Source organism: Tychonema sp. LEGE 06208, assembly GCF_015207505.1.
Taxonomy (GTDB): domain Bacteria; phylum Cyanobacteriota; class Cyanobacteriia; order Cyanobacteriales; family Microcoleaceae; genus Microcoleus.
In genome coordinates this window covers 38,230-51,449 of record NZ_JADEWT010000002.1, presented here as the reverse complement: position 1 = coordinate 51,449, position 13,220 = coordinate 38,230, and the positions used below count along the sequence as shown (strand labels likewise).

The following is a 13,220-nucleotide window of genomic DNA, read 5'->3' as shown; positions in this document are numbered from 1 at the left end:
AGTATCAGTTTAGACGGCTTTTGCCCACGATTGCCAAGTTTCCATCGGGCGGAAACCGACTGATTTATAAAGCTTTGTCGCGCCTGTCAAACTGTCAGCATCGACGCTGAGTTTAGCGGTATTTGCACCCGCTGCTTTTAAGGTGTGCAATCCGGCTAACAACATTGCTTTTCCTAAACCCATTTTCCGAAAGTCGCGCCGCGTTCCCAATAATTCAATCCAGCCGTCTTTTGTGCCGCTGCGGGGGTTTTTTTGGGGTTTGATTTGACAGTCGCAGAAAGCTGCAAATTTACGATCGCCCGAAACAGCAATTAAATCTAATTCCGGCTGATAATTTTCGTCTTGCATCCAGTAGCGCACGATTTCGGCAGTTAAATCGTGGTGGTTCCAGTGATCGATAAATGACTGGTTGAACATTTCTACCCAGGGTTGGATGTCTTGTTCTCCCGATACGTGTGTCAGGGCAAAGTCTGCGGGAAATTCGGGTGTGGGAATGGGTTCGGCGAGCGATCGCGCCATTGTGAGAAAATAGCGATCGACTTCAAAGCCCTGTTTCTCTAACAGCAGCATCAGATCGGTTTTATCCTCACGGCTGTAGGTGTGCAATTTGGCGGGCAAATTGCGTTTTTTTCCTACTTCGCCCAGGCGTGTTTCTCCCCATTTAATTATGTCTTTTTCTAAGCCTTCACCGCGTACATTTGGATGCACGTAAAACCAGAGACAAGCTTCTATTTCATCGGTGGAATCTGGCATATCTAACAGTGCCAAACCGATGAGTTTGCAGTTACCGTCTTCCCACAATTGGACATCTCGGGCTTTGTCGAGTTGGGGGGCGTCAAGGATCAGCTTTAGTTCAGTTGCTGAAACTTCTTCGCCTAGTCGATCGACTGTTTCGCAATCATCGATTAAATTTGCGATCGCGCACCAGTCACTTTCGCCCTTGTATGAGCGTGTTGTCAAGATATTCATAAAAAACTTACAATCCGTAATTTCGGAATGTTCCTGTTAATCGGTATTGGCAAATGAGTACAGTAATTCTGACATTTTGCACAAATGTCAACAATAGTCAAGATGGCTGTTCCACAATAAATTAATTTAGGGTGTAACAAGTCAGAAAGCCTGTTACACAATAAATCAATGTTTTTTTGGGGCGGCAGCAGTCCGCACCTCAACTGATTTTAGTATTAGAGAATGATGTTGATAAAACTCATAAACCTGTTTATATCACCCAGGCTTTCAGGTTTTATCTCATAGCGCAATCATAAAAATTGGTTAGCCCATTTGGGCGGTTTTTTTTATTGGAGTCTGTGGTCAGAGGAACGCCCAACCTTTGCAAGGAGCGTCCTCGCAGTTATCAAAGCTGGTGCTTAAGTAACTGTTGTTTAAATAAATTTAATGCAGCTAAGTAAAGAAGTTTTCACCCCCACCGGGTAGTTAATTTTTACTTTTGCTCTATCTTACAACAAATCCTCTTTCAAGAATTTGTTGCTGCTTCTTTTAACTCACCCGATCGGGCGAGGGGAACAGTTGAAGTTCTTAAAAAGTTCCCTAAGTCAACTATAACCGCTCAGGTTTTTTTTGGCAAGTTCGATCTGAGGGGAGTTTTGTTAGTATTAGCCCGATCCTGGTTGAGACGGCAGAAGCAGCGCGCTTTGAAGCGTTCGTAAGTATAGTTTTGATAACTTTTTGCCAGACTTGAAGATTTAACTTTATCCGAACGTTAAACTGACGTTAAACTGCTTTCTGGGATTTGTGTGAGGTAAATATGCTTGACAACCTCGATTTAGATATTTCGCTGGATAAAGAAACCTATGAGGCCAAAATAGAAGTTTTAATGCAGCAGTTGCGATCGCTCCAACAAACCTGCTGGGAAAAAAAAATGCCCGTAATCATCGTACTCGAAGGCTGGGCCGCTGCGGGCAAAGGCGCACTCGTCAAAAAAATGGTGGGTTACATGGACCCGCGCGGCTTTACCGTTCACCCGATTTGGCCGCCGTCAGAGGTAGAAATGGACTATCCTTTTCTGTGGCGGTTTTGGCAGAAACTCCCAGCCCGCGGTCGGATTGGCTTTTTTTATCACAGTTGGTACACTCATCTTTTAGAAGACCGGTTGTTCGAGAGAGTCTCCGAGGCCGAAGTACCGACAATCATCAGACAAATCAACGCCTTCGAGCGAATGATGGTAAACGACGGCGCGGCAATTGCCAAATTTTGGATTCATCTGAGCAAAAAAGAACTCAAACATCGGCTCAAAAAACTAGAAGACGATACTTTACAAGCTTGGCGAGTGCGGCCGGAAGATTGGAAACAAGCCAAAAAATATCAAGAATACACAACTTTAGCCGAAGAAATGATAACTCAAACCGGCACCGGCCCGGCACCTTGGACGCTAGTAGAAGGCGACTGTCAGCGGTGGGCGAGAGTCAAAGTTTTAACGCAAATGGCAGCCAAAATTACAGAAGCCTTAGACACACAGCCAGCGCAATCTGCACCCCTGAAACTGCCACCTCAAGAAAAGTTGCAACCCACCGAACCAGACTTGCTCGCCCAAGTAGATTTAACTCTATCCTTGTCGCCAGAGGAATACAAACACGAACTTCGCGAAGCACAAACGAGTTTTGGCCAACTGCAACAAAGTATCCACGAAAAGGAAATCCCCGTGTTAGTGCTGTTTGAAGGTTGGGATGCGGCCGGTAAAGGAGGTGCGATCAAACGTTTGACGGACATCCTAGACCCCCGCAGCTATACCGTCAATGCCTTTGCGGCCCCGACGGAGGAAGAAAAAGCTCACCACTATCTCTGGCGCTTCTGGCGGGAGTTGCCGACTGCTGGTAAAATCAGCATTTACGATCGCAGTTGGTATGGTAGAGTGCTCGTCGAACGAGTCGAAGGATTTGCCACCGAACTCGAATGGCGTCGAGCTTACCAGGAAATCAACGAATTTGAGGAGCAACTCACCAGTTTCGGTTGTCTCTTAGTTAAATTCTGGCTGCACATCAGTCCCGACGAGGAACTAAAGCGGTTTACAGACCGACAAAATAATCCATTTAAACAATACAAACTCACTCAAGAAGATTGGCGGAATCGAGAAAAGTGGAATTATTATGAAGTGGCGGTAAATCAAATGATTCAGCGCACCAGCACGCCGACAGCTCCCTGGACGCTAATTGCGGCCGATAACAAGTATTATGCTCGTGTTAAAGTAATTCAAACGGTAACGCAGGCAATTCGGAATCAACTGAAACGCCTATAAATTGGGATTGGTAAATGGGTAACAGATAATGGGAAAATAGCAGGCAGCAGAAAGCAGGCTGGAATTACCAATTTTACAGGCTGCTGGCTCGCTCCATTAGCAATTACCAATCAACCATTACCAATTATCAATTACCAATTAACTCTCAGCAATCTGTAACCCGCCCCAAAACGGGTACCGTGTCCCGACTATCTTGTTTGGAGATCCTAACATTTTAGAGCGAAGTGCCAGCTCCCAGATTTATCTGTGGAGTCCATCTAAAATCTAAAATTATTCAATTCTTCAATCGATTGACTGGAAGTAGCGGGCTTGCAGCCTGCAACCAATAGTTGAGAGCTGAGGGGAATCGAACCTTTCTGAGAAATGCGATCGGACTGGGTTATTGGCAAAAATTAAAAACCACCGATACCAGTATTTCCTCGCGCAGCTAAATGCGCGATCGTTTCCAGACTTCCGTACTAATTTATGAAGACACAGAATATTGCAAGATGCCAGAACTTTTAGCTCGCATTCTATTTCTATTCCTCCTCTTCTCACTGATCAAATCGTGGTGGGATCAATCAGGAGGCAAAGACAATCCGTTAATAGACAGGCTGCGCGTTTTGCTGCTGATCAGCCTTTTGTTCCTGGCTTTTTTCGCGCCAGACACGCCAGTCGGAGCAGCGATTTTCGGCCTCATAGCCTTCTTCTTTAAGCCGCTTGGTTTTTCGATCACCCTGCTGGTGATTGCATCGGCGCTGATTACTAACGGAGGTATCCGCAACCCGGCACCGAGAATGATCCTGGCAGCACTGCTAGTTTTGATTCTTTCGAGTATGCCAGTTGTCGCTTACTGGTTCGCCGATCAAGCTGAACGGGATGCGGCTGCTCGCACAGTTTGCTGCGACGAAACAGCAGCGGCGATCGTCCTCCTCGGTAAGGGAACGACTAACGGCCACACCGCCAACCAAGAAGCGATTCAAATGGCAGAGACAGGCAATCGCCTGCCCTACGCTGCCGTTTTGTACAAAAAACAATTAGCACCTTTGGTGATTGTTACCGCCGCGCCCAGAGCAGATTTACAGAATTCTACTGGCGAAGCTAAGGATATCAAGACTTTGCTGGCCACCAACATGGGCGTGCCGCGCACCAGTATCGTTCTCGACGATAACGGCCGCAACATACGCACCAGCGCCGAGGAAGTGAGAAAAATCCTCGACAGCCGCGGCGTTGGGCGTAAAGTAATCCTGGTAACATCTGCGATTCAGATGCGCCGTGCCAGCCTAGCTTTTGCAAATATGGGTATCCAGGTGATTCCCAGAGCTACCGACTTCTACACTTACCAGCCCGTGTCAGGAGGGAAATCGAGACTGCGCTTAGACGCGGCAGATTTTCTGCCTAATGCAGAAGCTTTGGTAACTACGACGCGAGTATTCGATGAATATTTCGGGTCTTTTTATTACTATATGCGTGGCTGGCAGGCTCCCAGAGCCTAAAGTGGCGAGTTGCTGGTGTTTTTCTGAGGCAACAGCGACTGCTCCCCAGATTGGTTTAACATCTCCTGAGAATGACGCCTTTGTGGGGAGCTGTAATTTCTGAGTCCTGCGGGGTCGCCGACGGCAAAGTTGGCAGTTAACAAGAACACGACCCAAAATATAGGCGCTTCCCACTCGGATTTTTTAGGGGCTGGCGCTTCTGGGGATTTGATAGATGAAACGTTGATTTTGATGTCTAATAAGCCCTCGATTTCTTTGCCTTTGAGAACTCCGTCTTTGCACACGCCCTTAAAAGTCAGGGGAGCGGGTTTTGGTGCTTCTTCTGCTTTTGCTGCTTCTGGCATTGTTTGATCCTGGTTTTGGTGAATCGGGTTGGGTAATCATTCTTAAAGGTTCGGGGGTTTTCCGGGCCGGATTCCGCGAACTCTTTCTGAGTTAAGTTAAATATGCACCCCGCCCCTGGCTGGGGATTAAACAGAAGAACCTGAAGGCGTTTCAAGTTACTGCTGGTTGGTTGTGGGTCACAGCGCTGTCAGCCAAGCTGCTTATTATATATCTGGGTGAAAGAGAGGTTTTTATGCAAAGACAGATTTTTTCTCAAAAATTGTCAATAAATTTATTATCTCCGCGCCGATGAAAATGTCAATACGCTTACAGCAGAGCTTGCTTGGGATCGCGTAAGTAACCGTGTTTCTGGCAATACCTCAAGTGGCGTAATTATTTTAAGAAACTGATTTCTGGCTGAGATAATTTTTATTTTGATAGTTTCAATATAAGATTGGAAATGACAGACTGCATAAGGGTTTAAAGTTTGCCTGCAGTTGCATTGTTTTTTTGAAAATAGTATCGAAAGCGCGATCGGACTGTTAATCTAAAATCTCAAACGATCCAAATGTAGGTGATGAAGTTTGACAATACATAGGTGTTTCCCGATCGAGCGCAACGGATCTTTCGCTGGCTGCTGTGATAGCTTTACACTCTGCGGTTTATTTGCGCCTACGGACTAATCGACAGTGAAAAAATCCACTAGCAAACTATCTTCCCTGCAACCAGAACAACTGGCCGCTTGGGCAAAAGAGGCAATTAATCGCAGTAAATCCGGTCAAGTCCCCGCATACGTACCTCTGCTTGCGGAACCCGAAAGAGAATGGTTTGCCGTGCAAATTCGGGCAATTGACGGTAACATTTTGAGCTGGGGCAGCATTGCTAAAACATTCCCGCTGATGAGCGCAGTCAAGCCTTTGGTGCTGCTTTATTTGCTGTGCGAATTGGGCGAAAAAACGGTTTTTGACTGCGTGGGCTGCGATCCTTCGGAAATGCCTTTCAATTCGCTGACTCAAGTGGAAATAGATGGAGGAAAGCCGAGAAATCCGATGATTAATAGCGGGGCGATCGCCCTAGCGTCTCTGATTCCCGGTAACAATGCTGTGGCGCGCTGTCAAAACTTGCGAACTTGGCTGAACCAACAAGCAAACAGTCAGTTATTTGTTGACGAGTTAATGCTGGATTCAGTCAATCAAAAGCGGAATCAAAATAATCGGGAGCTCGCCTTAGCAATGCTCAAATTTGGTTATCTGCAAAACGCCGAAAATAGCCTTAGCAACCTACAATCGAGTTTGTTGTTTGTCGGGAACTGTGGAGGATTTGGCTAAGCTGGGAATGGTGTTGGTAAAGAGTGACGAAGCACTTTGGGAAAACTGCCGCACTGTCAAAGCGCTGATGGCTACTTGCGGTTTGTATGAAGCATCCGGTCGTTTTGCGCTGCGGGTGGGACTGCCGGCCAAGTCGGGAGTTAGCGGGGCAATGCTTTCGGTAATTCCGGGCGAAGGTGCGATCGGCTGTTACAGTCCGCCCCTAGATCGGGAGGGAAATTCTGTCGGCGGCTTATTTCTATTGAAACAAATAGCTAAAGCTTTGCGACTGAGCGTATTTGATTAAATAAGATTGCTGTTGAATTGCTCTTAATTTCCTTGAGTTATGGCGGGGAAATATTTGGCTATCTGGGATTGGGGATTTGGAAGGTCGATCGACCTTCTCATATCATATCCGATCGATTACCATCACAAAAACGGTTCGCAGTGGGGCGGGCAAATTACCCGCCCCACAACAAGATTGAGCTTAATATTGAGGAACAGACGAATCTACTTCTTGACTCCAAGCATTAATCCCGCCCTTAACATTAATCCCCTCAATTCCCGCTTCCTTCAAAAGGCCCAAGGCCTTCGCAGAACGCCCGCCCATTTTGCAGTGTGCAATCAAGCGATGCCCGTTCAACAATTCCTTGACTTTTGCAACACCTTCGCCGTGTTCGATATCTGGTAAAGGCACCAAAACTGACCCAGGAATTTGAGCAATTTGATACTCGTTGGGATTGCGAACATCTAACAGTACAAAATCCTTCGCACCGCTATCGATTAACTTTTTAAGTTCGGTGACAGTCATCTCAGGAATTTGCTGTTGTTCTTGCGCTTCCTGGGCTTTAGCTTGAGGAATGCCGCAGAATTGTTCGTAATCGATTAATTTTTCAATTACGGGGCGCACTGGATTCGGTCGCAGTTTCAATTCGCGGAATGTCATTTCTAGGGCATTGTAAAGCAACAATCTGCCGCTCAATGTTGTGCCTTGACCCAAGATAATTTTGATAGCTTCCGTTGCTTGGATAGAACCGATAATGCCGCACAAAACGCCTAAAACGCCACCTTCGGCACAGGAAGGAACCATCCCTGGAGGGGGGGGTTCGGGGTACAAATCGCGGTAATTTGGGCCGCCTTGGTAGTTGAAAACTGTGGCTTGTCCTTCAAATCGGAAGATGGAACCGTAGATGTTGGGTTTGTTTAACAGGACTGCAACGTCGTTCATCAAATAGCGAGTCGGGAAGTTGTCCGTGCCGTCGATGATGATATCGTAGGGAGTGGCAATGGCGATCGCATTTTCGGAACTAACGTGAGTCTCGTACAAATCAACTTGACAAAAAGGATTAATTTCTAAAATCCGATTTTTCGCCGACTCAATCTTCAGTTTCCCAACCCAAGAAGTGCCGTGGATTACTTGGCGCTGCAAGTTGGAATGGTCTACAACATCAAAGTCTACAATCCCAATGCGGCCAACACCAGCGGCTGCTAAATACAGCAACAGCGGCGAACCGAGTCCTCCCGTACCGATGCAGAGTACGCTGGCTGCTTTGAGGCGCTTCTGCCCTTCCAATCCAACTTCTGGGAGGATGAGGTGGCGAGAGTAGCGTTCGTATTCTTGTTTGTTGAGCTGGATCTCGTCCAGATTAGGATTTAGCATGATATTCTGTTATAGGCCGATTTTGAATTATATCCTATCTAAATTTTTCGCATTTTTGCGTGTTTGTTATTTTTACTAACTATTTCTTAATCTGAGTCGGTTCGACTGCGACAATTTCCTCTGCTTGAAAGTAGCCCTCGGAGTCGAGACTCCAACTGCGGAGGTCTTGTGAACTGCCTTGTCGGACGGACACTATGATGTATGAGTATTGGGCCCATGCCAATGTGCGATCGCACTCCGAGGGCACTGCCGGACAATCCGTGTGAGAATGGTATATGCCGATGATGTCTAAATTGCGATCGCGCGCGTGTTTCATCGCCCGCAACATATCTTCAGGTCTAATAGCATATCTGCGTTGTTCTGTCAATTCTTTTTGTTCTGGCCAATTCTCTTCAGCTTCGGCACTCCAAGCGTTGTCAGTCGGCACAACTTCTACTACAGTTTTCACACTTTTTGCGATCGTACCTAACAATAAACCGCAGCATTCTTCTGGATAAGCGCTTTCGCCGTGGGTGCGGATTGATAACAGGTGTTCGGGGGTAAGTGCGATTTTTTGCATTTTATTTTAGGCTTTTTTTTAATGAACCGCGAAGGCGCTAAGGACGCGAAGGAAGAGAGGAGAAGGGAAGAGAAGGAGTTGATGTAAGTGTGTGTATAATTCGTGAATCTATGGTGGGCAGTGCACACCCTATCGGTTTATCTATGTGTACAATGTACGCATAATTTGTAACTGTAGGGTGTGCACTCCACGCCTTATATCAAATCCGGTAGCATCGTCCTGTATTCATATCTCTATTCTCTCTCTGTGTCCTCTGTGTTCTAGCGCCGGTTAAATCACCTGACGATGCAACGGTCAACGATATTACGGGTGATTGCTATCAAGTTGGTGTTTGCTGCAATTCGGGCCGTTCGTCTGGGACGATCGCATTTTCGACTGGACAGACTTGCAAACAAATGCCGCAGTCTATGCAGGTATCAAAATCAATCCAATACCAATCGGTTCCTTTGACGTTTTTGCCAGGGCCTGGGTGAATGCAAGCTACCGGACAAGCGCCGACACAATCAGCTACTCCCTCGCAAATATTTGTAACGATAGTGTGTGCCATGTTTCTATTTTAGATTTTAGTTTTTAGTTTTTAGATTTGACATTATATCATGTCTGTCTAATTACAACAATACAATTGGTTCGTTGTGATGACTTTGGTCAAGATGGTTTTTGGCTGACTAAAGTCCTCACTACGAACCTGTTTTTTGCGGACTCAAGTCCGCACTATGAACCTGTTTTTTGCGGACTCAAGTCCGCACTACTAACCGTCTTTGTTATAACTAATTGGGGGGACGTGATGTTAGGAGTTAGCTTGACAATCGAGCTTAGTTTACTGTTTCAATTGTTGCAGCGCCTTCGGCATTTATCCAGGCAATTTGACCAATTCTACGATCGCGCGCGTATTCCCTGGCCGCCTCTTCGTTTTCCCTATTCTCTAAATCTATCTCTACCCGGATTGGGGGACTGGACTCTCTGAGTTTGCGGGCATAATCAAAGGCTGCTGCGGCTGCTTCAGGAGTTTGAGGCACGATCAACCATTCGCTGGCTGGTGTCTCTGCGGGCAATTGACCCTCTGTTAGCAATACTTGGTGCAAATCTTCGATATTCAGACAAAACCCGATGCCGGGGGAGTTTTGGCCTTGGGGATCGAAGAGTCCCAACAGTCGATCGTACCGCCCGCCTTGTCCTAAAACTCGCTGTCCGCTTTTGCTGCTGCTGACAACTTCAAACACTATTCCAGTGTAGTAGTCAAAGGTTTGAATTAAACTCAAATCGAGGTGGATGTGAGATTTTAAATTGGGGATTTTGGCTTGACATTTTTCCAGCAGTTCGATCGCACTTTTGAGTTCATTTAATGCGGCTTGCTGCGCTACATCTAAATCCAGCTTCGCCACAATCTCCAATACATCTTCTGGGCGGCCGCGCAGGTCAAACAACAGCAGAGCTCTTTCTCGCAATTCGTCAGAAAGCGGCAAGGTTTCCAAGGCTATTCGATCGAGATTGGCGATCGCGTGGCGCACTTTTTGCCGCAGGTTTGGCGCAAACGGTTCTAGCAATGTTGCTGTCAAGCCCGCTTCTCCCAGCACCAAATGCCAGTCATCAATTTCTAGGTTTTGCAAGCACTCAGACAGCAGCAGCAGCACTTCCGCATCCGCAACGCTTCCCCCCGCGCCGAGGAGTTCTACCCCGGCTTGATAGAACTCCTGTTGCCCGCCGGAACCCGTATCTGTTCCTTTGCGGAAGACGTTGGCGTTGTAGTAGAGGCGCTGGGGCTGCCAGCGCGTCCCGGACATCCGCATCGCAGCCGCCCTGGCGATGGATGCTGTCAATTCTGGCCGCAAGCCGAGTTCTCCATCTTCGGCATCTTGGAGTTGAATTAAGGTCGATCGGTCGATCGCGCCCCCAGCCATCAATGTCTCCAGCCTTTCTAGAGTAGAGGTAATAATCCGGTGATAGCCCCAGCGGTGAAACACCTGCTGCAAGCGCCGTTCGATCGAAATTTTTTGAGCAACGTCAAGGGGCAATAAATCTCTTGCACCGGATGGGGGTTGGTGAACCATATCAATTTTAGAGTTTAGACTTTAGATTTTTAGATTGGGCTTAGAAGCTTAGCTTTAGGGACGGTGTTAAAGTCGAACGTGGCAAGCCTAACATTCGACTTTAACAAATTAAGGTGTCATATCGATTTTAGATTTGAGATTTTAGATTGGGCTTAGAAGCTTAGCTTTAGGGGACGGTGTTAAAGTCGAAGCAGGCAAGCTTAACCCTCGACTTTAACAAATTAAGGCGTGATGGCGTTGTGGTTTGCATGGGAATAATCATTTTCCCCGTCAGTGCGATCGGATGTGATATCACCAACTCTTGATGCTTTTGAGCAAGATCGCTTCACTGCTGAGCAGTTTACCAATTTCTAAATATTCCTGACTCACAACTCACAATTTCTCACTTCTTCTTCCCGCTAAACAAACTTGCAAAAAATCCTGGTTTGTCATCACCTTTTTTGGCTTTTGAGGCAGCTTGTTCGAGCTTTTTCTTAACCTCCAAAGCCGTCGGTTCTTCAGGATTTGATGCCAAAGCTTTGTTCATCTCAAGTTTCGCCATTGTCGCTTGATTTTGTTCGAGGTAACACATTGCTAACATAGCGTGAGCCTTGCTGTGTTTTGGATCGCGCTTCAGGGCTTCTCTCAACTCCAAACTTGCTTTAGCGTAATTTTTGCTGTCCATAAATCCTTGAGCTCGGCGGCAAGATCCGTCAGCCACCGAGTCTACTGGGGCTCTGGGTGGCGGAGGTGGCGCTGGGGTTGCTGCTGCTGGGGTTGCTGCTGCTGGGGGTGTTGCTGCTGGTTTTGTTGCTGCTGGTTTTGCTGCTGCTGGTTTTGTTGCGGTGTTAGTTGGTGGGGTTGCTGTTTTTGTGGGCGAACTGGTTCCATCCCCACCGCCAAGCCGTTCTTTTCGCAGCAAATAAACCATGTTTAGTTCGCTAATTTGAGCGATCGCCTCTTGCGTTTCCTCAACAGATTCGTACTGCTTGAGAGCTAGTTTACCCACTGCTGTTTTGTAAGCTTCTTCCAAATTTTTAGCGGTAGTTAACTCTTTAGCTGCGGCACTTTCGATGTGCATTTTTCCTTGTTCTTTAAGGACACGCTTACCAATGGCTGCTAACAGCAAGCTGTATTCTTTGCGATCGCTTTCTTTGGAGAATTTATTGTAGGCCGGATTGACCACTTTTGACAAAAATTGGTTGGCCCAATCTTTATCGGCTTGGCTTTCAAAAGAGCAAGTATCCGAATGCAAGCGTCGGGCAATTTTCATGTAGCGCTTGCGGATGTCGTTAAACTCGGCGTCTAAAGGAACTCCCAAAATTGCGTGCTGATCCGTAAAATCGTACTTGAACAACCCTTTTGTCATTTCAAAAGACATAACTTTTACTCTCGCTTTCCTGGCTTTTCACTATCCTTTAATGTAGCTTGACTTAAGGGGTTGTGACCCCCGTATTACCCCCGATCCCTTGCTGTCGAAACGCTACTTCCATGAAGATAAGGGAGGAACTGACAGCAGTGCACCGCTTAGTTCGGCGTGTATTTTGCCGTTGGTGGCCAAAACTCGACCAGAGTTCATCTCAAAGGCACCGCCATCATAGGCTGTAACTTGACCTCCGGCTTCGGAGACGATGAGTACGCCGGCTGCTACGTCCCAAGGGGAGAGTCCCCGTTCCCAGTATCCGTCCAATCGCCCGCAGGCTGTATGTGCTAGGTCTAGGGCTGCGGAACCGCTGCGCCGCACGCCTTGGGTGAGGTGGGTGAGGTGACAGAATTCGGCATAGTTATTATCTGCTGTGGAGCGCCGGTCGTAGGCAAAGCCGGTCACTAGCAAGCTGTTTCTCAATTCTGAGCTTTGCGAAACTGCGATCGCCCGCCGGTTGCAAGTCGCCCCCAATCCTTTGCCAGCCCGAAACAATTCGTTATGAGAAGGGTCGTAAATTACGCCGATTTGTGGTATGCCGTCGATTAAAAGTCCGATCGACACGGCGTAAAAAGGATATTGGTGAGCATAATTGGTTGTACCGTCCAAAGGGTCGATCGCCCACAGGTATTTGCTAGCTGCATTCCCTAATGAACCCGATTCTTCCGCGAGGATGGCGTGTTCGGGTACGTGGCGGCCGAGAATTTCTAAGATGACGGCTTCTGATGCTTTGTCGGCTTCTGTGACTAAATCGCCCGATCGGCCTTTTTCTTGAATATTTTCTAATTTACCGCAGAAAGATTGCAGGACGGCACCGGCGGCTAGGGCTGCTTCGGTGGCTATTTCTAAGTAGTTTTGCAGTTGATTGTTTGTCATTTGTTAGTTGTTGCTTCTTAGTTGTTATTTGTTATTTGTCATTTGTTAGTTGTTGCTTGTTAGTTGTTATTTGTTATTTGTCATTTGTGAGTTGTTGGTTGTTATTAGTCATGTTTTGCTGTCCCTGCCGAGCTTTCCGTCCAACGTCATCAGGAAGAAGGAAATCATTGCTCATGAGTTATTAGTAATAACTGAAGAGCTTTTAGTCTGTGACTAATCACCATTTGCCGATCGCCAATAACTAATAGCTAATAACAACCAATAACCAATAACCAATAACCAATAACCAATAACCAATAACTACTGACAACTAACA

12 protein-coding genes are annotated in these 13,220 nt (G+C 46.9%); 4 read left to right on the top strand and 8 right to left on the bottom strand.

Features of this window, described 5'->3' with window-relative positions; translation table 11 throughout:
• Window positions 1-9: 9 nt before the first annotated feature.
• Complete coding sequence (locus tag IQ263_RS01030; RefSeq protein ID WP_194065751.1) at window positions 10-969, bottom strand: GNAT family N-acetyltransferase; 960 nt, start codon at window positions 967-969, stop codon at window positions 10-12.
• 796 nt (window positions 970-1,765) lie between these two features.
• Here IQ263_RS01030 and pap point away from each other — a divergent pair.
• Together pap and IQ263_RS01020 are read left to right on the top strand one after the other, a co-directional pair.
• Window positions 1,766-3,253 (top strand): polyphosphate:AMP phosphotransferase, encoded by a 1,488-nt coding sequence (gene pap, locus IQ263_RS01025; RefSeq protein ID WP_194065750.1) that lies wholly within the window; start codon window positions 1,766-1,768, stop codon window positions 3,251-3,253.
• 431 nt (window positions 3,254-3,684) lie between these two features.
• Window positions 3,685-4,728, top strand: coding sequence for a YdcF family protein (locus tag IQ263_RS01020; protein WP_228049704.1), 1,044 nt, complete (start codon window positions 3,685-3,687; stop codon window positions 4,726-4,728).
• On the opposite strand, the gene IQ263_RS01015 is transcribed toward IQ263_RS01020, so the two are convergent.
• Window positions 4,725-5,072, bottom strand: coding sequence for a hypothetical protein (locus IQ263_RS01015; RefSeq protein WP_194065749.1), 348 nt, complete (start codon window positions 5,070-5,072; stop codon window positions 4,725-4,727). The genes IQ263_RS01020 and IQ263_RS01015 overlap by 4 nt on opposite strands.
• A 669-nt stretch (window positions 5,073-5,741) precedes the next feature.
• Here IQ263_RS01015 and IQ263_RS29690 point away from each other — a divergent pair.
• Window positions 5,742-6,380, top strand: a complete 639-nt coding sequence (locus tag IQ263_RS29690) for a glutaminase (RefSeq protein ID WP_339384836.1) — start codon at window positions 5,742-5,744, stop codon at window positions 6,378-6,380.
• Complete coding sequence (locus IQ263_RS29685) at window positions 6,352-6,666, top strand: glutaminase (protein WP_333194458.1); 315 nt, start codon at window positions 6,352-6,354, stop codon at window positions 6,664-6,666. Before IQ263_RS29690 ends, IQ263_RS29685 begins: the two co-directional genes overlap by 29 nt.
• A gap of 180 nt (window positions 6,667-6,846) precedes the next feature.
• On the opposite strand, the gene moeB is transcribed toward IQ263_RS29685, so the two are convergent.
• The 6 genes from moeB to IQ263_RS00980 form a co-directional block, all read right to left on the bottom strand.
• Window positions 6,847-8,019: a molybdopterin-synthase adenylyltransferase MoeB gene (moeB, locus tag IQ263_RS01005; RefSeq protein ID WP_194065748.1), complete on the bottom strand. Its 1,173-nt coding sequence runs from the start codon at window positions 8,017-8,019 to the stop codon at window positions 6,847-6,849.
• Between the two features lie 79 nt (window positions 8,020-8,098).
• On the bottom strand, window positions 8,099-8,578 hold the full coding sequence (locus tag IQ263_RS01000) for a M67 family metallopeptidase (protein WP_194065747.1): 480 nt from the start codon (window positions 8,576-8,578) through the stop codon (window positions 8,099-8,101).
• Between the two features lie 319 nt (window positions 8,579-8,897).
• Entirely contained in the window at window positions 8,898-9,125 is a 228-nt protein-coding gene (locus tag IQ263_RS00995; RefSeq protein WP_194010874.1) for a ferredoxin family protein, read from the bottom strand.
• Between the two features lie 265 nt (window positions 9,126-9,390).
• Window positions 9,391-10,626 (bottom strand): ATP phosphoribosyltransferase regulatory subunit, encoded by a 1,236-nt coding sequence (locus IQ263_RS00990; RefSeq protein WP_194065746.1) that lies wholly within the window; start codon window positions 10,624-10,626, stop codon window positions 9,391-9,393.
• 382 nt (window positions 10,627-11,008) lie between these two features.
• The gene (locus tag IQ263_RS00985; protein WP_194065745.1) at window positions 11,009-11,986 is read right to left on the bottom strand and encodes a J domain-containing protein; all 978 of its coding nucleotides are present in this window, start codon (window positions 11,984-11,986) and stop codon (window positions 11,009-11,011) included.
• A 102-nt stretch (window positions 11,987-12,088) separates the two neighbouring features.
• On the bottom strand, window positions 12,089-12,904 hold the full coding sequence (locus IQ263_RS00980) for an inositol monophosphatase family protein (protein ID WP_194065744.1): 816 nt from the start codon (window positions 12,902-12,904) through the stop codon (window positions 12,089-12,091).
• Between the last annotated feature and the right edge of the window lie 316 nt (window positions 12,905-13,220).

What these genes read in the sequence shown, in the direction of transcription:
- IQ263_RS01030 (WP_194065751.1), bottom strand. Translation starts at nt 969, where the DNA reads ATGAATATCTTGACAACACGCTCATACAAGGGCGAAAGTGACTGGTGC.
- IQ263_RS00985 (WP_194065745.1), bottom strand. Translation starts at nt 11,986, where the DNA reads ATGTCTTTTGAAATGACAAAAGGGTTGTTCAAGTACGATTTTACGGAT.
- moeB (WP_194065748.1), bottom strand. Translation starts at nt 8,019, where the DNA reads ATGCTAAATCCTAATCTGGACGAGATCCAGCTCAACAAACAAGAATAC.
- IQ263_RS00990 (WP_194065746.1), bottom strand. Translation starts at nt 10,626, where the DNA reads ATGGTTCACCAACCCCCATCCGGTGCAAGAGATTTATTGCCCCTTGAC.
- IQ263_RS00995 (WP_194010874.1), bottom strand. Translation starts at nt 9,125, where the DNA reads ATGGCACACACTATCGTTACAAATATTTGCGAGGGAGTAGCTGATTGT.
- pap (WP_194065750.1), top strand. Translation starts at nt 1,766, where the DNA reads ATGCTTGACAACCTCGATTTAGATATTTCGCTGGATAAAGAAACCTAT.
- IQ263_RS00980 (WP_194065744.1), bottom strand. Translation starts at nt 12,904, where the DNA reads ATGACAAACAATCAACTGCAAAACTACTTAGAAATAGCCACCGAAGCA.
- IQ263_RS01015 (WP_194065749.1), bottom strand. Translation starts at nt 5,072, where the DNA reads ATGCCAGAAGCAGCAAAAGCAGAAGAAGCACCAAAACCCGCTCCCCTG.
- IQ263_RS01020 (WP_228049704.1), top strand. Translation starts at nt 3,685, where the DNA reads ATGCGCGATCGTTTCCAGACTTCCGTACTAATTTATGAAGACACAGAA.
- IQ263_RS01000 (WP_194065747.1), bottom strand. Translation starts at nt 8,578, where the DNA reads ATGCAAAAAATCGCACTTACCCCCGAACACCTGTTATCAATCCGCACC.